The sequence below is a fragment of the Weissella sp. LMG 11983 genome, assembly GCF_025908495.1.
Lineage (GTDB): Bacteria > Bacillota > Bacilli > Lactobacillales > Lactobacillaceae > Weissella > Weissella fermenti.
The window spans coordinates 401,036-420,616 of record NZ_JAOZFD010000001.1; the positions used below are offsets into that span (position 1 = coordinate 401,036).

At 44.3% G+C, this 19,581-nt stretch carries 22 protein-coding genes and 1 pseudogene; 7 read left to right on the forward strand and 16 right to left on the reverse strand.

What is annotated here, in order from left to right; genetic code table 11:
* Positions 1 to 6: 6 nt before the first annotated feature.
* Positions 7 to 2,178 (reverse strand): class 1b ribonucleoside-diphosphate reductase subunit alpha, encoded by a 2,172-nt coding sequence (gene nrdE / locus OIT45_RS02135; protein ID WP_264330192.1) that lies wholly within the window; start codon positions 2,176 to 2,178, stop codon positions 7 to 9.
* Between the two features lie 92 nt (positions 2,179 to 2,270).
* On the reverse strand, positions 2,271 to 2,507 hold the full coding sequence (gene nrdH, locus OIT45_RS02140) for a glutaredoxin-like protein NrdH (protein ID WP_003608163.1): 237 nt from the start codon (positions 2,505 to 2,507) through the stop codon (positions 2,271 to 2,273).
* 269 nt (positions 2,508 to 2,776) lie between these two features.
* Between nrdH and nrdI the strand changes: the two genes are divergently transcribed.
* The 4 genes from nrdI to OIT45_RS02160 are packed head-to-tail and all read left to right on the forward strand — an operon-like array spanning position 2,777 to position 4,205.
* Entirely contained in the window at positions 2,777 to 3,226 is a 450-nt protein-coding gene (nrdI, locus tag OIT45_RS02145) for a class Ib ribonucleoside-diphosphate reductase assembly flavoprotein NrdI (RefSeq protein WP_199404789.1), read from the forward strand.
* Positions 3,227 to 3,275: 49 nt separating this feature from the next.
* The gene (locus OIT45_RS02150; protein WP_264339805.1) at positions 3,276 to 3,521 is read left to right on the forward strand and encodes a hypothetical protein; all 246 of its coding nucleotides are present in this window, start codon (positions 3,276 to 3,278) and stop codon (positions 3,519 to 3,521) included.
* A complete protein-coding gene (locus tag OIT45_RS02155) occupies positions 3,518 to 3,925 on the forward strand; it encodes a hypothetical protein (RefSeq protein WP_264339806.1) in 408 nt (135 codons plus the stop codon). The genes OIT45_RS02150 and OIT45_RS02155 overlap by 4 nt, the downstream gene beginning before the upstream one ends.
* Positions 3,926 to 3,944: 19 nt before the next feature.
* Entirely contained in the window at positions 3,945 to 4,205 is a 261-nt protein-coding gene (locus tag OIT45_RS02160) for a hypothetical protein (RefSeq protein ID WP_135797397.1), read from the forward strand.
* Positions 4,206 to 4,406: 201 nt separating this feature from the next.
* Here the strand turns inward: OIT45_RS02160 and OIT45_RS02165 are convergent, their stop codons facing one another.
* Together OIT45_RS02165 and OIT45_RS12615 are read right to left on the reverse strand one after the other, a co-directional pair.
* Entirely contained in the window at positions 4,407 to 5,078 is a 672-nt protein-coding gene (locus tag OIT45_RS02165) for a LysM peptidoglycan-binding domain-containing protein (RefSeq protein WP_199404788.1), read from the reverse strand.
* Positions 5,079 to 5,611: 533 nt separating this feature from the next.
* Positions 5,612 to 5,734: pseudogene (locus OIT45_RS12615) on the reverse strand (IS3 family transposase); the annotation flags it as partial.
* Between the two features lie 90 nt (positions 5,735 to 5,824).
* On the opposite strand from OIT45_RS12615, the gene OIT45_RS02170 reads away from it, so the two are divergent.
* Positions 5,825 to 6,085: a transposase gene (locus OIT45_RS02170; protein ID WP_199404344.1), complete on the forward strand. Its 261-nt coding sequence runs from the start codon at positions 5,825 to 5,827 to the stop codon at positions 6,083 to 6,085.
* A 2-nt stretch (positions 6,086 to 6,087) separates the two neighbouring features.
* Positions 6,088 to 6,915, forward strand: a complete 828-nt coding sequence (locus OIT45_RS02175; protein ID WP_264329899.1) for an IS3 family transposase — start codon at positions 6,088 to 6,090, stop codon at positions 6,913 to 6,915.
* Between the two features lie 280 nt (positions 6,916 to 7,195).
* Here OIT45_RS02175 and OIT45_RS02180 read toward each other — a convergent pair whose 3' ends face one another.
* From OIT45_RS02180 to OIT45_RS02230, 11 genes are all read right to left on the reverse strand, one after another.
* Entirely contained in the window at positions 7,196 to 7,993 is a 798-nt protein-coding gene (locus OIT45_RS02180) for an IS3 family transposase (protein ID WP_264330190.1), read from the reverse strand.
* A 20-nt stretch (positions 7,994 to 8,013) separates the two neighbouring features.
* Entirely contained in the window at positions 8,014 to 8,655 is a 642-nt protein-coding gene (locus tag OIT45_RS02185; RefSeq protein ID WP_264339807.1) for a transposase, read from the reverse strand.
* Positions 8,656 to 8,702: 47 nt separating this feature from the next.
* The gene (locus tag OIT45_RS02190; RefSeq protein WP_264329956.1) at positions 8,703 to 9,695 is read right to left on the reverse strand and encodes an IS30 family transposase; all 993 of its coding nucleotides are present in this window, start codon (positions 9,693 to 9,695) and stop codon (positions 8,703 to 8,705) included.
* A gap of 210 nt (positions 9,696 to 9,905) precedes the next feature.
* Positions 9,906 to 10,247 (reverse strand): DUF1831 domain-containing protein, encoded by a 342-nt coding sequence (locus OIT45_RS02195; protein ID WP_264339808.1) that lies wholly within the window; start codon positions 10,245 to 10,247, stop codon positions 9,906 to 9,908.
* A gap of 42 nt (positions 10,248 to 10,289) precedes the next feature.
* Positions 10,290 to 11,120: an alpha/beta hydrolase gene (locus OIT45_RS02200; RefSeq protein WP_199404500.1), complete on the reverse strand. Its 831-nt coding sequence runs from the start codon at positions 11,118 to 11,120 to the stop codon at positions 10,290 to 10,292.
* A 128-nt stretch (positions 11,121 to 11,248) separates the two neighbouring features.
* Positions 11,249 to 12,262, reverse strand: coding sequence for a VOC family protein (locus tag OIT45_RS02205; protein WP_003608155.1), 1,014 nt, complete (start codon positions 12,260 to 12,262; stop codon positions 11,249 to 11,251).
* A gap of 149 nt (positions 12,263 to 12,411) precedes the next feature.
* Positions 12,412 to 13,104, reverse strand: a complete 693-nt coding sequence (locus OIT45_RS02210; RefSeq protein ID WP_264339809.1) for a 5'-methylthioadenosine/adenosylhomocysteine nucleosidase — start codon at positions 13,102 to 13,104, stop codon at positions 12,412 to 12,414.
* Between the two features lie 37 nt (positions 13,105 to 13,141).
* Complete coding sequence (locus tag OIT45_RS02215) at positions 13,142 to 13,456, reverse strand: hypothetical protein (protein WP_199404502.1); 315 nt, start codon at positions 13,454 to 13,456, stop codon at positions 13,142 to 13,144.
* Positions 13,456 to 14,028: an NUDIX hydrolase gene (locus tag OIT45_RS02220; RefSeq protein WP_199404503.1), complete on the reverse strand. Its 573-nt coding sequence runs from the start codon at positions 14,026 to 14,028 to the stop codon at positions 13,456 to 13,458. The genes OIT45_RS02215 and OIT45_RS02220 overlap by 1 nt, the downstream gene beginning before the upstream one ends.
* Before the next feature lies 1 nt (position 14,029).
* Positions 14,030 to 14,242, reverse strand: a complete 213-nt coding sequence (locus OIT45_RS02225; RefSeq protein WP_346780854.1) for a cold-shock protein — start codon at positions 14,240 to 14,242, stop codon at positions 14,030 to 14,032.
* 23 nt (positions 14,243 to 14,265) lie between these two features.
* Positions 14,266 to 14,634 carry a DUF3397 family protein gene (locus OIT45_RS02230; RefSeq protein WP_199404504.1) on the reverse strand — a complete coding sequence of 123 codons (369 nt, stop codon included), beginning with the start codon at positions 14,632 to 14,634 and terminating at the stop codon, positions 14,266 to 14,268.
* 119 nt (positions 14,635 to 14,753) lie between these two features.
* Between OIT45_RS02230 and OIT45_RS02235 the strand changes: the two genes are divergently transcribed.
* Positions 14,754 to 14,873: a DUF4044 domain-containing protein gene (locus OIT45_RS02235; RefSeq protein ID WP_082619137.1), complete on the forward strand. Its 120-nt coding sequence runs from the start codon at positions 14,754 to 14,756 to the stop codon at positions 14,871 to 14,873.
* 120 nt (positions 14,874 to 14,993) lie between these two features.
* Here the strand turns inward: OIT45_RS02235 and OIT45_RS02240 are convergent, their stop codons facing one another.
* Complete coding sequence (locus OIT45_RS02240; RefSeq protein ID WP_264339810.1) at positions 14,994 to 19,580, reverse strand: hypothetical protein; 4,587 nt, start codon at positions 19,578 to 19,580, stop codon at positions 14,994 to 14,996.
* Position 19,581: the final 1 nt, after the last annotated feature.

Genomic DNA, 19,581 nt, shown 5'->3' on the forward strand with positions numbered 1-19,581 from the left:
AATTAATCAGATTGAGCAGCTTTCACACTCGTTCACACCGAATTCTTCCATGTCATCAGTGTAAGTTCGAACGTAGTAAATTGACTTGATGCCCTTGTGATAAGCATACATACGCAAGATGTTTAAATCACGGGTCGTCATCTTATCAGTACGGCCATTCTTCCACTCATACAAGCCGGCTGGAATTGTTGAACGCATAAACAACGTTAAGGCCATTCCTTGGTCGATGTGTTGTTGTGCTGTGGCATAAACATCAATCACCTTACGCATATCCAAGTTATACGCTGACTCGTAGTATGGCAATGTATCCGTACCCAAGTATGGTGCTGGGTAGTAAATCTTACCAATCTTCTTTTCTTGACGTTCCTCAATCTTGTTAATGATTGGGTGCAAAGATGCCGTCGAATCATTAACGTATGAAATTGATCCCGTTGGCGCAATCGCCATGCGATAAGCATTGTACAAGCCGTGCTTTTGGATTAATTCCTTCAGCATTGCCCAATCGTGCTTGGTTGGGAAGTGGTGCTTCTCAAAAATAGCCTTAACCTTATCAGTCTTTGGTGACCAATCAGCCATCAAGTACTTATTGAAGTATGATCCATCAGCATAAGCTGACTTCTCAAACTCGAAGAATGATTCACCACGTTCTTTAGCAATCTTATTTGACGCTAGCAACGTGTAGTAATTTAACATCAAGAAGTAGGCGTTGGTAAAGTCAATTGCCTCTTCATCCCCATAGTGCATGTGATTCTTAGCAAAGAATGCGTGCAATCCCATCGCACCCAATCCAACAGCGTGCAATTCACGATTTCCATTTTGGACTGAAGGGACAATATCCAAGTTAGAATTGTCAGAAACAAACGTCAACGCACGAACCATCGTGTCCACTGAACGCTCAAAATCAGTCGTTTCCATCATATTAACAATGTTCGTTGACCCCAAGTTACATGAAACGTCCGATCCCATCTTGTAGTACTGTTGGTCATTACCAATTTCAGAAGCCTTTTGCACTTGCAAAATCTCTGAGCAAAGATTTGATGACACAACCTTGCCGTGAACTGGATTTGCTGCATTCACCGTATCAATATTAATCACGTATGGATAACCTGATTCTTGTTGCATCTTTGAAATTTCATTTTCCAAGTCGCGTGCACGAATCTTCGTCTTCTTGATACGTGGATTACGAACCATGTTGTCGTACTCCGCCGTGATATCAACGTAATTAAACGGCTCACCATATTCACGTTCAACATCATAAGGTGAGAACAAGAACATATCAGCGTTCGAACGAATCAAGTCGTAGAACTTATCCGGCACCGTCACCCCAAGTGACAATGTCTTCACACGGACCTTTTCATCCGCATTCTCCTTCTTAGTTGCCAAGAAGCCCATGATATCAGGGTGGAACACTGACAAGTAGGCCACACCGGCACCGTTACGTTGTCCCATTTGGTTTGAGTATGAGAATGAATCTTCCAATAACTTCATTACCGGCACGACACCCGAAGCTGCATTGGCAATTCCCTTGATTGGTGCACCCGCCTCACGCAAGTTTGACAGGTTGATACCAACCCCGCCGCCAATCTTTGATAATTGCAAGGCTGAATTAATGACACGCCCAATTGCATTCATGTCATCAGTCGTTTGCAAAATAAAACATGACACCAACTCACCACGTCGTGAACGACCCGCATTCAAAAACGACGGAGTGGCTGGTTGGTAACGTTGGTGAATCATTTCATCGGCCAAGTTCATTGCCAATTCTTCATTACCAGCGCCGTAGAACAAGGCATTCATCGCAACACGATCAATGTAGTTCTCTACATAATAATCACCATCATTGGTCTTTACAGCATATTGCGCATAAAACTTGTACGCAGCCATGAAAGACTTAAATTGGAAATCTTGACTCTTTAGGTAGTCATACAAACGTTCAATGAACGCAAATGAATAACTGTCCAGCATCTTTTGATCCACAAAATCATGTTCGATTAGGTAATCGAATCGATCACGAAGGGAATCAAATTGGAGTGTATTTGGTCGAACGTTTTCTGCCAAGAAAGCTTCCAAAGCCTCCTTGTCTTTTCCCAATTGGATACTGTTATCCTTAGGAATGTTCAGTTCATTATTTAAATCGAAATACGTGACCTTATCTAGGTCCAAAGTAGCAAGTGACATATCATTTCCCCCGTGTTACCTAACGTAAAGCGGAACCCCCATGGCTGCACCGACGTTTAGGTAGTATTGCCAACGACTAGCTGTTTGTGTCTTTACATTGCTTTGGCAAGTTGTGCCAACAAGTCAGGTCGGAACCCCTTGATTGGCTCAGCATCATTTGTGAACACAACTGGTACCGCTTGGTAACCTTGGTCCTTCAAGAAAGTCAATGCAGCTTCATCTTCCTCAACGTTCTTTTCAACATAGCTGACACCGTATTGTGCCAACGTCTTCTTCGTCATCATGCATTGCACACAGTTGTTCTTCGTATATACAGTAACGTTTTGCATAGTATTCACCTTTATCTTTCGGTTTTATATTTTCTGACATTTGCTAATATCTGTCTCTGAGTATAGTCAGGTACATAACAGAATGCAAGGCGTAACTTTTGAAGAAAAAAAGGCTTGACAGCGCCATTTACCGCCATATCAGCCTTCCCAATAGATTATTACAAAATCATTAAATATAACTTTCCGTTATGTACAAAAAGGGTGTGTTTTTTGTGATTGTGCTAGTGTATAGTGGAATAAATGGTAAAGAAACATATGAGGAAAACATCATGAAAGTTCGTCTTTTGTATATATCAATTTCCGGAAATACGCGGTCATTCGTCAAAAACCTTGTGGCTTACGCTCACGAACAAGGTGAACTTGAATTTGAACCAATAGAAATTTCGGATGCAAGTGTTGATACCGATGAGGTCGCACCCTATTTTGCTTTAGTCCCTACTTACCTTGATGGTGGCAACGGGATAGATAACGGCGTCCATGAAATTATGACCAACGCCCTGTATGACCAAATTGCTGCTGGCGGTAATGCGCAGCAACTATTAGGCATCGTTGGATCCGGCAATAAGAATTTCAACGCCCAATATATTCTCACCGCGCGACGTTACGCCCAAGCGTTTGACGCACCTGTCATCGCTAACTACGAGCTACGTGGGACATCACGCGATGTAGAACGTGTATACGGGGCCATGCATCAACGTCTAGTTGAGGCTGGGTACTAAGCAAGCGTATAATAGTTGTCATGCGATTTAACCGTGAAAGGAGCGTCAAATGGCAACTGCAAAAACAAAAAAAGTCGCGCTAACTCGTGAGCGACGACAAGAAACATGGCGTAACTTAACGACCGAACAGCAGGCTGTCTTGAAACAGCACATTCGCTATCAACATACATCATTGTTTGTTGACCAGAATTGGTTGGCCATGGTAAAAATTGGGAATTTGTTGCCTACAACTATAACGATAACTACGACAGTAATTCTGGACCTCAGTTATATTGTGACTGCGGTCGCCGATTGAAGCACCAATATGTGTTGCAAAACGAGGATGGCAAGCTCATTAAGCTTGGCATCACCCATTTTGCTGACCACATCGGTATTCCAGAAGCCGTGATGCGACAATTGCAGACCCAGATTCACCATTTGGACTTTGGCCTTGACGAGCTATTGCAACGTATTCGACGTCATGCTGGCCTCAATTCAGAAATGCGTGCCTGGTTTATTGATAACCACACCGCATATCCTGATTTCCCGATTGACGCGGTTGATTTTGTTTCCAACGAATTGCCATTGGAAAAAGATGTACAGGCTGAAATTGTCCGTCAGTATAAGAAAGCAACGTACGTGCCAAAAGAACGCCAACCACGACGTAAGAAGCCGAAGTTAAACAAAGCTGCTTGGCAAGAGTTATTCCGTGACATCTAATCATAGAATGGAGCATATCATGGAACGTTTACTTATTCTTGCAAATGATGATCAAGGTGAAGGTATTTTAATCGATGATGACCGTCACCTTGTCTCACAAATATTGGTGCCAAATCGTTTCGATTTTAGCCACCTGACAGACATCACACAGGTTGCAACACCTACTGATGTTTATTCAGCACAAATGCAGCTCCTCGCAAACGACAAGTACTGGATGTGGCCTGTTAAAGGTGCCAGACTGACATTTCCGGCAGCTGCCGATACACATAAAGCAGACTGAGAATGTCGGAGGTTTTAACCTCCGACGTGACCAAGTCGCCCTTATCAGGTGCGTCTTTGGTCTAAAACGTCTGACTGAAGTCAGGCGTTTTAGACCAACAGCTGCTGTGACAAAGCAGAGTAAACAAATAACCGCCACACTTCAAATTTGAAGTGTGGCGGTTTTGTGTTATCGATGTATTTTCTTAATTAAAGCAGTATCTTACCACCAACCGTTAGCAGCACGGAAGGCAATTGCTGAATCAACTGAACCGTAACGTGACGTTGCGTAGTTCAACATACCTGCAGTTTGGTCAGAAACGCTACCCGTTCCCCATGATTGGTTCGTTTGACCCAATCCCTTGTATTGACCGTTTGATGCATCTGGGTTTCCACCTGATTCAGGCATAACGATAGCCGTCCACAAAGCGTCAGTACCACCAGCGGCGATAAATTGATCATAAGTTGAACCTGAAGCGGCAGCAGTCGTTGTCGTAGTAGTAGTTGCAACAGGTGCTGTGTATGATACTTCTTGTGCAACAGGTGCTTGTGATTGTGCTGAGTAATCAACAGTTGTTACAGGTGCCGTGTATGACACTTCTTGTGTAACAGGTGCTTGTGAGGCAACAACGGCAGCAACATCAGCTTGCGTTGCGTCATATGAAGCGTTTGAAGCAACACCGTCAATTTCAACTTGTTGACCAACGAAGATTACGTTAGCGTCAGCAATGTTGTTGTTGGCAACCAAAGTGTCAACAGCCGTGTTGTGGTTAGCTGCAATTTGTGACAACGTGTCACCTGATTGTAATGTGTACGTATCTGCAGATGCGTTATCGGCCATAGCGAACGTAGCCAAACCAGCAACAGTCAATGCAGTAATCATCTTCTTATTCATGGGGAAAAACTCTCCTTCTAATTAACTCTATCTTTTCAATAAACCATCAGGTACACGCCATTAGGATCATCGCTAATGTGTGACACCTGTATCTCTTAACAACATGTATTAGTTTATCAATCAGAGCGACTGTTTTGTTACAAAACAAAGTCATTACGTAACGTTAAGGTTGCCCAAACCGACCTACAAAGTAACATCTATGTAACATTACTAAAAATAAGTGGTCAAACGTCGATTAGAATAGTCTTTTAAAAAACATTATTAACCAGTTAACAATCGCTGAATTCCGCCATTTTTCAAGCCTGATTACGTAAAATCAGGTTTAAATTTAGTTTATTCATCCCTTTTGTGTCACGATTGTTACAATATAAAAGTAACGATTCGATTTTTCGTTAACTTTTAGCATGAAGTCGATTGTCGGAAAAGTCCTAAACAAAAGGATTCCTTAACATTTTCTACATAAAAAAGAGCATTCCGTAGATGCCGTGTACTAGGCCCCGTCAAGTTGACGGTGGAAATAATATAAAATTTAACTAGGCGCTCGCACCGCCGTAAATGGCCATATTCCGGAATTCTTCCGGGGTATGGCCATTTATAGTTTCCGAACGTCGAATCAAGTTGAAGTAATCAATTCCTGCTTTGATTGCCTTAACTGCTTCCTTGAATGTGAAACTGTGCTCTTATGATGAGATTCCGGACTAGTTTTTCTAGTTTGGTAAAATATCATCATAGGAGTATTTTTATTTATGGTTACACGTTATGAAGAGGACTTTAAAAAGTCCATCGTGGAGATGGTTAAAGCGGGCCGTCGGCCCGATGAATTATCCAAGGAATACGGTCCTTCAGCCGATTCAATTCGGAATTGGGTCAAAAAATATGCGCCTGTAGAAGTGAATGGCGAATCAATATCAGCTGATGAATTGAAGAAGTTGCGTAAGGAAAACGCAATTTTGAAAGAAGAGCTCGAAATTTTAAAACGTGCGGCGGTGTTGCTGGCAAAACATTAGTTTTGCGCGGTAGAAGTGTTGTTTTACCAATTATCCACAAAAATTTGGTACAGGGGCACCGCATCACACGCGTTCTGAGTGCTTTGAAAATTCCAATGTCCACTTACTCTGACTGGATCCATTGGGAGCCGAGCGCACAAGAAATACAACACAACAAATTGAGAATTGCCGTCGAATCAATTTACACAGCCAATAAAGGCATTTATGGTTATCGACGAATTGCTAAAACCATGCGCGACTTATTCAAACTAGCAATCAGCGACCGCTTTGTATGGCAATTGATGAGTGAAGCTGGCTTGAAATCGCGTATGCAAAAGCGATATAACAAGCCTACAACAGTCAATGACAAAGATCAGATGCCAAATCTCATTATCAATCTGGATGACCTAAGTGGCGTAATTACAACTGACATTACGTATATCCAGTTGACCGATAAGACATGGGTTTACATGGCTAGTGCATATGATCCGGAAGACCGTAAGGTGCTGTCGTATCGAATCGCAGATACGATGACAGCTCAACTAGCAACCTCAGTAATCGTTAAGGCGCTAAGACGAGGTGAAAAACCACTGTATGTGCATAGCGATATGGGAAGCCAGTATACCAGCGAATTGTTTGAAAATACACTGGAGTCCATAGGTATTAGGCACTCTTACTCCCGTAAAGGGCACCCTTACGATAATGCCCGCATCGAAAGTTTTCACTCGTTACTCAAGAGGGAGCTGATCTACCAACAGGATTTCGAGAGTATCGCTGATGTGCAAGCCGCTGTTGGATGGTACGTCAACTGGTATAACAACAATCGTATATCACTCCGTGATGCCGCCTAGACCAATTTCTAGATGACATAAACGCGATTATACAAATTTGCCTATACACCGGCGTTTACAAGCACTGACTTTGTGAAGTCCAAAAATCACTCTGACAAGTGCTTATTTGCTATACCCTCAGACTTGTGAAATTCAACAAAATCCAAACTAGACCACCGTAACTCCATAGCCTCCGGCAGGCACAGGGGCAAAACCCCTGGACCCCATTAAAAAATGACCCAAAATCTGTACGAAATCAGGTCATTTTGAAAAATTTTCGTGGTACGAGCCCTAGCGGGCTCTAAAAAGAGGTCCGGAGTCTTGACATCAGAGCCCTGTGTTGCTTATCCCACCATTCGACTTTGAAGTCATTCCAAAACTTCTCCATGATGGCGTTGTCGTATGGTGTTCCCGGGCGAGACATACTGCGATGAGCGTTGTGTCGCCTTAGATAGTTTTTGAAAGCACCAGAAGTATACGCTGCGCCACGATCTGAATGCACTAAAACATGTCGTGGATGCCCGCTAATTCGATATGCGCGCTGAAAAGTTTGGACAGCTGCAGCTGAAGTTTCTGTTTCGCTTACGTTAAATGAAAGAACGTACGTACCGTATAAATCAATCACGGCTGAAAGTTTAAGTGTGTGTTCTAGGTTTGCGCCGTAGCGCAATTCAGTCATATCAGTTGCCCACTTCTGATTAGGCGCTAAGGCAGTAAAGTCCTGATTCATCACGTTATCAGTGATGTACATTTCATTTGTCTTAATATGGTTGTGCTTCTTCTCTCGGATATCCGCACGGATACCGGCGATATGCATCAAACGACGAACGCGTTTGTGGTTGATACGTTGAGAAATTTCTTCATCAAGATTGATGTACATCGTCATTCGCTTTACCCCGAGGTTGTGCTTATGAGCTTCATCAAGGCCTCTGATTTTCTCCATCACGAGTTGGTTTAGTTGATCATTCGCCGTTTCAGACCGCCTAAGCCACTTATAATACGCTTGCTTAGATACTTCGGCGGCCTCGGCTAATTGATAAATAGGATATGCCGCTGGATTTTCCTCATGAAGTGCATGCATTGCTTCGTACAACAGCACGTTAGCGACCCGGTTTACAGTTACCTGCCTTTGCTTAGAATCTCTTGTAATTTTTTTGCTAGGTCTAACTTCATCTGTTGGGCCTTTAACTCAGCCTTTAGACGCTTATTCTCAAGAACGAGCTTATCCATTTCTGATAACTCGTCTGCTGTCTTCTTTCGACCACGGCCATCACGCAACGCTTCGAATCCACCAGCTTCAACCTTCAATACCCATGAGCGGACTTGTTGGTAGCTTACTTTAAACTCCTCTGAACTATGGGTGAAGTTGCGGTCGTGTTCGATTGCGTATGTTGCGATTTCAACTCGCTCTTCGAATGTTGTCTTGCGTGATGCCATGGTAACTCTCCTTGTACCTGCGCCTGAAGAACGCAGTTCTTGATTCCCATTATACTTTGAAACCCAATCAGATATTTGACTATCACTACGTAGTTTGAATCGTCGTGTCAATTCTCGTAATGTTCCTTCACCAGACAAGTAAGCTTGCACAACTTTACGCTTAAATTCCTTAGAATATTTTTGATTATCTTGTGATTCGCTAAGCCCCTCCATACCGAAATTAGCGTATAACCGCAACCAGTTATGCAATGCATTCAGCCCGACATTATTCGATAAAGCGAAGGCTCTCATAGATAAAGAAGACTTTTGATACAATTCAATCATCTTCAATTTCTCTTTAGGTGAATATTTTGATCTAGACAGGTGAATTGTCAATTCAACCGGAACACTTGAGATAAATAATATTCTTTAGCCGATCTCCAGCCGAAAAGCTTTCGAGGTCGGCTATTAATTTGCTCAACCATTTGTTCAATGTATTCGTCTGAATAATCTTCGATTGCAGTCCCTTTAGGGACGTACTCACGGATTAGCCCATTTGTATTTTCGTTGGTCCCACGTTGCCATGGAGCGTGGGGATCAGGAAAGTAAAACTGGACATCGAATTTCTTTGTTATCTCATCTTGCGCACTGAATTCATTTCCGCGGTCTGGAGTTAAAGTCTGTATCTGACTAGTTGGAAGGGAATCTAGCATTGAACCTATGATTCTCATAACATCGACGGTTTTCTTTGATGCCGCTCGTTTTGAAAGTAATATTCTGGTCTTCCTATCAACCATTGTGACCAATACTTGACCGCCTTTACGGCCAATAACAGTGTCCAGTTCCCAATCTCCAATTCGAGAGCGACAACCTGCTTCTGCAGGTCGCTCGTCAATCGTATTTGGAATTCTAATCTTACCTCGACGCTCGACATGACCTTTAGTATGTCGAGTTTTTCCTCTATGCCGAAGCGCACGAGCAATGCCCCGAGCTTTGTGACTTTTCACCGGCTGGCCCAAGTTATCTCTATAAATCGCTCGGTAGATTGTATTTGCGCTAATAATCGTATGACCTTTTGATATCTTTAGTCGACCAGCTATCTGTTCAGGCGACCAATGTTTTTGATTAATTCCATATATAACTAGTTCTCGCAGTTCAGTGTTATCTAACTTTCGGTGTTTATGCGACTTCGTTCGAGCAAGCATGTGCTTTTGATCGGCATCCTCAGCTTCATAAGTTGAGCCAACACAGCGGGCAATCTCACGAGAGATTGTCGAAGCGCTTCTACCAATTTCTTTTGCAATGCTACGCATTGACAACCCTTCTCTGAGTAAAACTTCTATACGTCCGCGATCAAATGCGGTAAGCTGATGATAATGACTCATAATGTTTCCTCGCGTTCTGTATGTTCTAGACAAACTACATTTTACGCTGGTTCATTATGAGTCAGTTTTTATTTAGCTTAGTGTTGCACTTGAATTGTAAATTCAAGCATAGAAAAATCCCCTAGAAGTTGACGGAAGAAATTTATATTATTTCTTCCGTCAACCTCTAGGGGACTATAGCACCGGAATGCTCTTTTTCGCTTATCAAACCTAGTCAACCGTCAAAATTTCACGATCAACTAGCTCATTCAAGTAGAAATGGTACAACTCAACCATTTCTTCGTTGTCTTTACGGGCAAAAATATTAACCGTTGCTGCCCCATTTGGGTTAACCGTCTTAATTTTCATCCCCGTCAAGTCCTTGTTCACAACGACCTTTAGCTTAATTGCGTTGGCAAGGCCCTTAGCAGGCTCGAGTGAACGTTGCATAACGAACGCACCGGCGTTGTTAGTCACAAAGCCAGTGTCACCCAACGCATACTTCTTTAGTTGCGGATTAAAGTGGTAAGTTACTAAATCCCCAGGTACTTTTACTGTTGTTTCAAATGCCATTGTGACATCTCCTCTTAACTAGTTCTTATGTGAATAAGTTTACTAGTCTTCGGGCAACTTTTCCACTACATCTTCATCGTCGGCTGGTTGACCGTCAGGATAGTGCCACTCATGGTCGTCTTCCTCATGATGATGGTGGTCGTGACCATGATCATGGCCGTGATCGTGGCCGTGGTCATGTTCGTCCGCACCGTACATTAATGACGCTGGCCACTCAGGCTCGTCATCCACGTCCAACAAGTCGTTGGCATCCAACCAAAGCTTTGCAGCTTGCATTTCAGGTTGTGACATTGTGTGTGACGTCTTCGTCGCAAACGTAGACAACAATGCCCCACCCTTACGCAAGTCTTCAGTCAACATATCAAAGTTTGTCTCAGAAATGATTGGGTCAAACTCACCGAACGTTGCAAACACACGTGAATCCGTCAAATCTTGAATATCATCACCCAAGCGTTCAACTGACATCGCGTGGAACAACAATGCTGTCTTCCATGGCGTGTCTTCTCGAGCCATCATCGCGTGTGCCCCGACGTTCGCCCCATTTGAGAATCCCATCATAATCATGGCTTCTTCGTGCAATTCGTAGCGCTTAGATAGCTCATGAACTGCATCAACCAACCAATCCGTTTCTGCGTGAAGTGATTCGAGATTGAACTCGCCTTCCTCGTAGCGCTCAAAGTAACGATTCATGCCGTTTTCACTAACACGACCACGAATAGAAATCTTTGGGTTTTCAGGTGCCATAAATTCGGCAATTTCAAGCAAATCTGTTTCATCTCCACCAGTACCGTGTAGCAATAGCAATGGTGCTAGATCAGGATCACCTGATACATAGGCGTGTCGAATGTTGTTCTTATACTTTTTCTTGGCCATCGTCCTATTCTCCGTTCAAATTGTGTCTCCATTATACCTGTAAGCGCTAACTTTTAACAAGCAATAGTGTCCAGATACAAAAGAAGCAGGTCATAAGCGCTGCTTACGTCCTGCTTCAATCATATTAATTAGTTTTCTGCGTTATCAGAAACGTTCTTCTTGAACACTTCTGGTGATGGCAAATCATCTTCAGCTGAGTTAAATGGAATCAAACCAGCTTCGATTTCATCACGCATGTTCTCCAAGAATGGTGGCAACTCCAAGTGGTGTCCAGCCTCTTCGTACGTCTCGTCTTGCAAGAATCCTGGTCCGTTCGTAGCGATTTCGAACAAGATTCCTGGTGTTGGACGGAAGTACTCTGACTTGAAGTAGAATCGATCCACGAAGCCTGAGTCTTGGAATCCCAATTGACGCAAACGGTTGATCCAGAAGTTCAAAGCCGTTTCATCATCAACTGCCAAAGCGAAGTGGTGAGCGTTTCCGTAACCTTGCAAACCCCGTGGCAACAAACGTACCAAACGCGTGTGAACTTGACCACCGAAACCAGCGTTGTCGAATTCGTACAAAACGTCATCGCCGTCGCGAGCAACTTCCTTAGCACCCAATACAGACGTCAAAACCATGTGCATTGCGTTCTCGTTGTTGATTGTCAACAATTGTGCACCCAAACCTAGGATAGCGTGCTCTGGCTCAACTGATGAGTATTGCCATGGCGTACCTTCAGCCCAAGTACCCGTGTTCTTCTCGTTTGACTCCAAGGCGTACAATTGTCCGTCGAAGTCTTCGAAGTCCAAGTACTTAACACCGAACTCTTCGTGAGTTTCAGCATCGTGCTTAACACCGTATTCGTCAAAACGCTTCATCCAGTAATCGAATGATGCATCTGATGGGATACGGAAAGCCGTACGCGTAATTTCGTCAGTACCGTGGATGGCCTTGTTGATACCTGGGAAGTCGAAGAACGTCAAAACCGTTCCAGCTGATCCCATGTCATCAGTAAAGTACAAGTGGTACGTACGTACGTCGTCTTGGTTAACAGTCTTCTTGATCAAGTGAAGACCCATAACACCTGAGAAGAAATCAAAAATTTTTGGTGAATCTGACGTAATCGTCGTCAAGTGGTGAATTCCACGGATAGTCATATTCGGATGCTCCTTCGTTTATGTGATTCTCTTATTGAATGTAATTAGAATACCAGAAGTAAATTTAAATGGGAAATAAAAAGGTGTACTTTTTGTAAGTTAATTTTATTGTTCCCTGTTGCTGACTATATTATAGTAGGAAACTTGCATTATTGCTTGTTAAAGAAGTCGATCAACACTTGTGCTGATTGCTTACCTGCTTCGATGATAAACTCATCGAACGTTGGGCCAGCTTCACCGTTAGCATTGTCTGAAATCGCACGAACAACGGCAAATGGTACGTCGAAGTAGTGTGCTACTTGGGCAATTGAGGCACCCTCCATTTCAGCTGATTGGGCTTCTGGGAAGTGCGTCAAGATGTTTTGCTTTTGCTCATCACCTGAAATAAATAAATCGCTCGTCACAATCAAACCGCGAACCAAACGTACATCTGTGACATCCCCATAAGCTTCAGCCAAACCAGCTGAAAGCGTTGCGTCAGTTACAAAACGAGCTGGTTGTTGTGGTACTTGACCATAATCGTAACCAAAGGCACGTGCGTCTGCATCTGAGTAAGCCAATTCGCTAGCAACAACAACGTCACCGATACGCAAATCCGCACCCAAAGCACCAGCAGAACCTGAGTTAATCACTGCATCGACTGCAAAGTTGGTAATCAACAAAGTCGTCGTCAAAGCTGATGCAACCTTACCAATACCAGACTCCACAACAACGACATCAACGTTGCCAATCTTACCGTGATGGAACAACTTACCAGCGATAGTTGATTGCTTCTCATCAGTCATCGCTGCCACTAGGGCTGCCTTTTCTTCGGCCATTGCATTAATAATACCGTAACGCATATCTCTCAAAATCTCACTTTCAACTTTTACTTCTATACTATAGTAGGAACAACACCAGGTATGTCACCACAATTAACACGACCAAAACTAACATCGTGATGTTTAAGCGACGCTTCAAACGCGCTGTCTTACCTGCTTCCGTCAAACGACGAGTTACTGGATCTAATTCGTAGCGACCCTTACCGCTCAAACGGTGTTCTTCACGCGTAAGTGGTGTGTTGGTTGGCTCAGTCTCGCCGCGCAATCGGCTTAGGCGTTCCTGCGTGTTCTCTGGGGTTTCAAATTCACCAGCAAAGCTATAATCTTCATCTGGCAGAGTCTCTTCCTGTCGTTTACGCTTGAATCCAAACATTATGCTTTACCTGCCAAACGCAGCGTCTTCCAGTAAAGGTACGCCATTGCTGTCTTACCATCGTCTAATTCACCAGCTTCAAACAATCGCGTTGCTTCATCAAAATCAACATAAAGCAAATCGATTTGCTCGTCGTCATCTTGTGGCAATTCATCAGTCACTGGCTTTAAATGGGTTGCTAAATACAACGTCATGAATTCATCCGCAAAGCCAATCGACGTGTAGAAGCCCGCAATCTTTTCAATTTTACCAGCCGTCAAACGAGTTTCTTCATTTAGCTCGCGGTTAACTGTATCCAATGGATTATGATCACGACCATCCACCTTGCCAGCCGGCACTTCTGTTGTGACCTTTTGAACTGGTGCACGCCATTGACGCTCCAAAATCATCTTATCGTCATCTGTCAAAGCAAGCACTGCAATCGCACCACTGTGATGTACCACTTCGCGCTTAGACTCACGGCCATCAGGCAACGTAACCGTCTGATTAACTACTCGAATAATGTGACCATTATAAACTTCTTCTTCTGAAACGACTTCTTCACGAAACTTTGCTTCAAATTCATCCGCCATGTTAGTTCTCCTCAGAGCTCCAAACTTCAACTGCTGCTGCTTGTGGGCCACGTACACCTTGTACAACGACCAACTTTACTGGTTCACCGACTTCTAAGTCGCGAACATGTGGTGTTTCAATCGCTGAGAAGTGAACGAACACGTCGTCTTCACCCTTCAACTCAATAAAACCAAATCCCTTGTCAGCATTCCAAGTCTTAACGTATCCATCAATCTTTTCCATAATTATTTTTCTCTCTATTTCGTTAAAATGAACGCGAAGACGGTCAAGCCAATCAACGCTACAAAACTACCTAGTCCAACAATGCGCCACCACATCAACCAAAATGTCTTCATCGCAAATGTTTGACGGACAAAGCCTTGGTACAGTGCCAAGCCAATGCCCCATAGAACAAACATAAACAAAATCGGTGGTAACAAAGATAGATGCCACACTTGGAAACTAATGACCTCAATAGCCCACCAAGCAACTAAAGTCGCTAAGTCAATCGGGCGCATCCACTTTGGCCAAGTCAAACGGCGAAACAAGCGATGAAACAAAATCAAAGCAATCCATGTCGCAAATGCTAAGGCAACCGTTAATGGCCAGTCAAGCGTTGTAAGCATATCGTTGTTTCCCCTTTTCGTTCTTCAATCATTATATTATACCGTGAATTTAAACGTCTGTGACATTTGAACTAAAATCTTGGTACAATAGATATAATTAAGAAAAAGAGGATTACTTCATGGCAAAGAAGAAGCAAAAGTCTACTATGCAAAAAGTTATCCAAGGATTTGTCATTTTGATGTTGATTCTGTCATTCCTTGGTGTCTTTATCACATTGTTCCAAGTCATGATGGGTTAATTGCATATTGAGATGAGAGTCGGCCAGTACACATTCTGTACTGGCCGTTTTTCAACCAAAAAGGAGTGAACACGCTGTATCCCGTACAGTGTGTTCACTCCTTTTCTATTAGACTATCCGCTAGTTTTTATCTTCATTCTTTCGGCGCTTAGTAGCCCCAAGCAAGAACATTGTTGAGAACAAGTAGATTCCCAGCGATACCATGTGCCAGTTCTGACGTTGGCCGTCAGCCGCTGTATATGGTAATTGAACCGAACCTGGTCCAAATGCACTTGCTACAATCTGCGGCTGACTATTTTCAATGAGTTGAATTGGCGCATCAGAATCGGGAACCGATGGCATAACATCGACAGTCTCAGGCGTTTGTCCAGGGTCCGGTACAGGCGTACCTGGATCTGGCAAGGTTGCACCCGGTTCAGGTGTTCCTGGTTCAGTTTCACCTGGTGTGTTATCCGTTGGTTGCTCCCCACTTCCTTGGTTTTTCGCATTAGTTACCGCATCTTGCAAAGCTTTGATAGCTGCTTCGATGTCCGCCGTCAATGCCTTTGGATTATCATTAGCTGCATTAGTCATCACATCTTGCAAGTGTCGTATAGCTGCTATAACCGCTGGATCAGTGGTGATCGCTGAAGCGTTCGCATCAGTGATTGCTTGCTTCCCAGCGTCATTTGCTGTGTTACGGGCTGCGGTTGTCGCATCCACGGCATCCTGCAACTTAGCTGTTGCCTCTCGGATTTCAGCCGCTGTACCAGTATTCACTGCATCACGTAGTGCTTGCATTGCTGTTGCCACACCTGGTTCATTCGAAACAGGTGCCGTCTTACTAATTAGGTTATTAGCATCCGTTACTGCTAAATCACGGTCACTCGTTGCTGCTGTTACCGCATCTTGCAAAGCCTTGATAGCCGCTTCGATGTCCGCCGTCAAGGCCTTCGGATCATCATTAGCTGCATTAGTCATCACATCTTGCAAGTGTTGCATGGCCGCTGCGACCGCTGGATCAGTGGCGACCGCTGAAGCGTTCGGATCAGTGATTGCTTGCTTGCCAGCATCATTAGCTGTGTTACGAGCTGTGTTTGCCGCATCCAAAGCATCCTGCAACTTGGCAGTTGCCTCTCGGATTTCAGCCCCTGTACCAGTATTCACTGCATCACGTAGTGCTTGCAACGCGGTTGCCACACCTGGTTCATTCGAAACGGGTGCCGTCTTACTAATTAGGTTATTAGCATCCGTTACTGCTAAATCACGGTCACTCGTTGTTGCCGTTACCGCATCTTGCAAAGCACTGATAGCTGCTTCGATGTCCGCCGTCAAGGCCTTTGGATCATCATTAGCTGCATTAGTCATCACATCCTGCAAGTGTTGCGTGGCCTCTGCGACCGATGGATCATTGGCGACCGCTGAAGCGTTCGCATCAGTGATTGCTTGCTTGCCAGCGTCATTGGATGTGTTACGAGCTGCGTTTGCCGCATCCAAGGCATCCTGCAACTTGGCAGTTGCCTCTCGGATTTCAGCCGCTGTACCAGTCTTCACTGCATCACGTAGTGCTTGCAATGCTGTTGCCACACCTGGTTCATTCGAAACGGGTGCCGTCTTACTAATTAAGTTATTCGCATCCGTTACTGCTGAATCACGGTCACTCGTTGTTGCCGTTACCGCATCTTGCAAAGCCTTGATAGCTGCTTCAATGTCCGCCGTCAAGGCCTTTGGATCATCGTTTGCCGCATCCCCCATTACCTCTTGCAGGTGCTTCAATGCATCCTGCACAGCGGAATCATTCACAACTTGCGAGTTGTTAGCGTCGGAGATGGCTTTATCGGCAGCGTCATTTGCTGTCGTACGGGCTGCGTTTGCCGTATCCAAGGCATCTTGCAACTTAGCTTCGGCCTCTCGAATCTCGTCACCAGTTGTTGCACCATTCAACGCATCCTGCAAGTTTTGCAAGGCCTCTGCTACGTTTGACTCGTTTGAAACAGGTGTGGTCTTCGCAATTAAGTCATTGGCGTCCTGTACTGCTTCATCACGATCAGACTCAGCTACACTGACGGCATCCTGTAATGCCTTTGTGGCTGACTCAATGTCCGCCGTCAAGGCCTCTGGATTATCATTAGCCGCATTATTCATCACGTCTTGTAAGTGTTTTAGCGCATCTTGTACGGCCAAATCACCCACGACCTTTGCCTGCTTGGCTTGGTCAATCGCTGTTTCAGCTGCGTTATTAGCTGTTGTACGCTTCTGACCCTCTGCTTGCAGTGCGTCCTGTAAGTCCTTGGTAGCCGCTTCAAGTTCGGCGGTTGTTGGATCATTTGAAACTTCATCATCCTTGAGAGCATTCAACAAATCATTAAGCATATCTGCCGCTTGACTAACTGCCGATTCATTTGATAATGGTGCTGTTTGTTGAAGTAATGTTTCGGCTGCATCAACCGCTGTTTGACGACTTGTGTTAGCGGCAGTAATGGCAGTCTTCAGGTCATCAGTTGCTCGTTGAATATCGACCGTCAAATCATTCTCGTTATTAGCAGCTGCCTCATTCATGACATCACGCAAACGGTCAGTTGCGGCTTGAACACTAGGTTCATTAGCAACATCATCATTTTGTACACCGTCAATTGTTGTTTCAGCCGTATCATTGGCGTCATCACGCAAGCTCTTAGCTGTTGTAGTTGCTGTAATCAGTGTCTTTGTTGCTTGCTCAATATCCTTAGCCGTTGATGTAGGATCATTGAGCAAGCTCTGTAGTTTGTCTTGCGCTTCCTTCACTGCTGATTCGTTTGATACCGGCGCTGTTTGTGAGATAGCACTGTCTGCTGCCTCTCGAGCAGTTGCTTGATTAACTTTCGCTGTATCGTTAGCGGCGTTTAAGGCATCAATTGCGGCTTGAATATCCTTAGTCAGCGCGTTTGATGTATCCATTGCTGCTTCATCAATAACATTTTGCAATTCAGCCAATGCCTTTTGCACCAGTGGCTCATTAGATGTTGCTCCCGCATTAGTTGTTTCAATTACCTGATTACCAGTCGTTGTTGCACTATCACGCTTTTCATTATCAGCTGCTAATGCTTCCTGTAAAGTCTGGGTAGCTTCTTCAATATCGTTTGCTGTTGCCAATGTATTAGCTAATACAGACTCTAATGCGTTACGGGCTTGAGCCGTTGCTACCTCGTTTGAAACTGGCGCCGTCTTGCCAATCAAGTCTTGCGCCGCATCACGAGCTGCTTGTTGCTTGGTGTCAGCACCCGACATCGCATCTTCCAACGCCTTTTGGGCAGCTTTAATATCTTCTGTCAACGCATCAGGCGAATCAGCATTTGCGTTCTTGATAACATCTTGCAAATTCTTAATGGCCGCTTGGATAGCAGGTTCAGCTGACTGATCTGATCCTAACGCGTTAGTAATCGCATTTTGTGCATCCGTCTTAGCTGCATCACGATTTTCCAAAGTATCTTCAGTGGCATTCAGTAACTGTTGTGTGGCTTGCTTAATTGCATCTGCCGTTGATGCCGGATTATTCAACACCTCGTTCAACTCGTCCAATGCTGTTTGTACAGCTGGCTCATTGGTTACAGGCGCTGTTTGTTGCTTGGCATCGTCGGCTGCGTTACGTGCTTCTTCTTGGGTCTTAGCTGCTGCTGTCACTGCTGTTTGCAATTCCGCTATCTTTTGTTGAATATCGGCAGTCAAGGCATCTGCAGAGTCATTCGCTGCCTCTTCCTGAATTTCTTGCAGAGCGCGAATTGCATCCTGAACAGTTTGTTCCGCACCTTGATTTGAGTTCTGCGCCTTTGAAATTGCTGTATCCGCCTTCTGATTAGCTGCATCACGATCTGACTTGGCCGTGTTTGTTGCATCAGCAAGTGCTTGCGTTGCATTATCAATTTCTGCAACCGTAGAACTTGGATCGTTCAAAACCTGCTTTAAAATATCCAACGCAGTTTGCACGGTAAATTCGTTAGTTACAGCAGACGTATTTGTCATTGCTTCCTCTGCACGGGCACGAGCGTTAGTTTGATTTTGTAAAGCAGTCTGCTCAGCCTGCTTTAACGCTTGGATATCATCCAAAATCGTTTGCGTGAGCGCCGTCGACAAATCGTTGGCTGCAAATGCTTGATCATCCTTTAGCTTTTGCAAGGCAATAATCACCTCAGGTTCACCCGCTTGATTAGAGGCCTGAGCATATTTAATTGCCGTGTTAGCTTGCTTATTGGCATCACTACGCGCTGCCTTATCAGTAGCAGTTGCATTAAGCAGTTCTTGTATTGCTTCCTTAATCGCTGTGACTGTAGCCGCAGGATCATTCAAAACAGTGTTCAAGTCTGTAATCGCTGCTGACGTAGCCGCTTCGTTTGAAACTGGCGCAGTATCACCCAACGCAGTTTCAGCAGCTTGACGCGCGTCTTCTTGTGAAGTCGCTGCAGCATTAACCACATCTTGCAATGCCTTTGTTGCATCAATAATATCCTGCGTCAACGCATCTGCAGAATCACCGGCCGCTTGATCAATCAAATCTTGCAACTTTTGTACAGCTGCTTGAACTTCTGGTTCATCAGCCTGGTTTGATGCATTGGCTGCATTAATCGCAGATACTGCATTGCTGTTTGCCGCATTACGTTGTGTATTCGCATCGTCCACAGCATCTTGGAGTAACTTAGTAGCCGCTTTAATTTGATCAGCTGTTGCCTTTGAATCATCTAATACTGTTTGCAAA

Coding starts and splice junctions, on each gene's coding strand:
- nrdE (WP_264330192.1), bottom strand. CDS start 2,178: ATGTCACTTGCTACTTTGGACCTAGATAAGGTCACGTATTTCGATTTA.
- nrdH (WP_003608163.1), bottom strand. CDS start 2,507: ATGCAAAACGTTACTGTATATACGAAGAACAACTGTGTGCAATGCATG.
- nrdI (WP_199404789.1), top strand. CDS start 2,777: ATGAAAGTTCGTCTTTTGTATATATCAATTTCCGGAAATACGCGGTCA.
- OIT45_RS02150 (WP_264339805.1), top strand. CDS start 3,276: ATGGCAACTGCAAAAACAAAAAAAGTCGCGCTAACTCGTGAGCGACGA.
- OIT45_RS02160 (WP_135797397.1), top strand. CDS start 3,945: ATGGAACGTTTACTTATTCTTGCAAATGATGATCAAGGTGAAGGTATT.
- OIT45_RS02165 (WP_199404788.1), bottom strand. CDS start 5,078: ATGAATAAGAAGATGATTACTGCATTGACTGTTGCTGGTTTGGCTACG.
- OIT45_RS02170 (WP_199404344.1), top strand. CDS start 5,825: ATGGTTACACGTTATGAAGAGGACTTTAAAAAGTCCATCGTGGAGATG.
- OIT45_RS02185 (WP_264339807.1), bottom strand. CDS start 8,655: ATGATTGAATTGTATCAAAAGTCTTCTTTATCTATGAGAGCCTTCGCT.
- OIT45_RS02190 (WP_264329956.1), bottom strand. CDS start 9,695: ATGAGTCATTATCATCAGCTTACCGCATTTGATCGCGGACGTATAGAA.
- OIT45_RS02195 (WP_264339808.1), bottom strand. CDS start 10,247: ATGGCATTTGAAACAACAGTAAAAGTACCTGGGGATTTAGTAACTTAC.
- OIT45_RS02200 (WP_199404500.1), bottom strand. CDS start 11,120: ATGGCCAAGAAAAAGTATAAGAACAACATTCGACACGCCTATGTATCA.
- OIT45_RS02205 (WP_003608155.1), bottom strand. CDS start 12,262: ATGACTATCCGTGGAATTCACCACTTGACGACGATTACGTCAGATTCA.
- OIT45_RS02210 (WP_264339809.1), bottom strand. CDS start 13,104: ATGCGTTACGGTATTATTAATGCAATGGCCGAAGAAAAGGCAGCCCTA.
- OIT45_RS02215 (WP_199404502.1), bottom strand. CDS start 13,456: ATGTTTGGATTCAAGCGTAAACGACAGGAAGAGACTCTGCCAGATGAA.
- OIT45_RS02220 (WP_199404503.1), bottom strand. CDS start 14,028: ATGGCGGATGAATTTGAAGCAAAGTTTCGTGAAGAAGTCGTTTCAGAA.
- OIT45_RS02230 (WP_199404504.1), bottom strand. CDS start 14,634: ATGCTTACAACGCTTGACTGGCCATTAACGGTTGCCTTAGCATTTGCG.
- OIT45_RS02235 (WP_082619137.1), top strand. CDS start 14,754: ATGGCAAAGAAGAAGCAAAAGTCTACTATGCAAAAAGTTATCCAAGGA.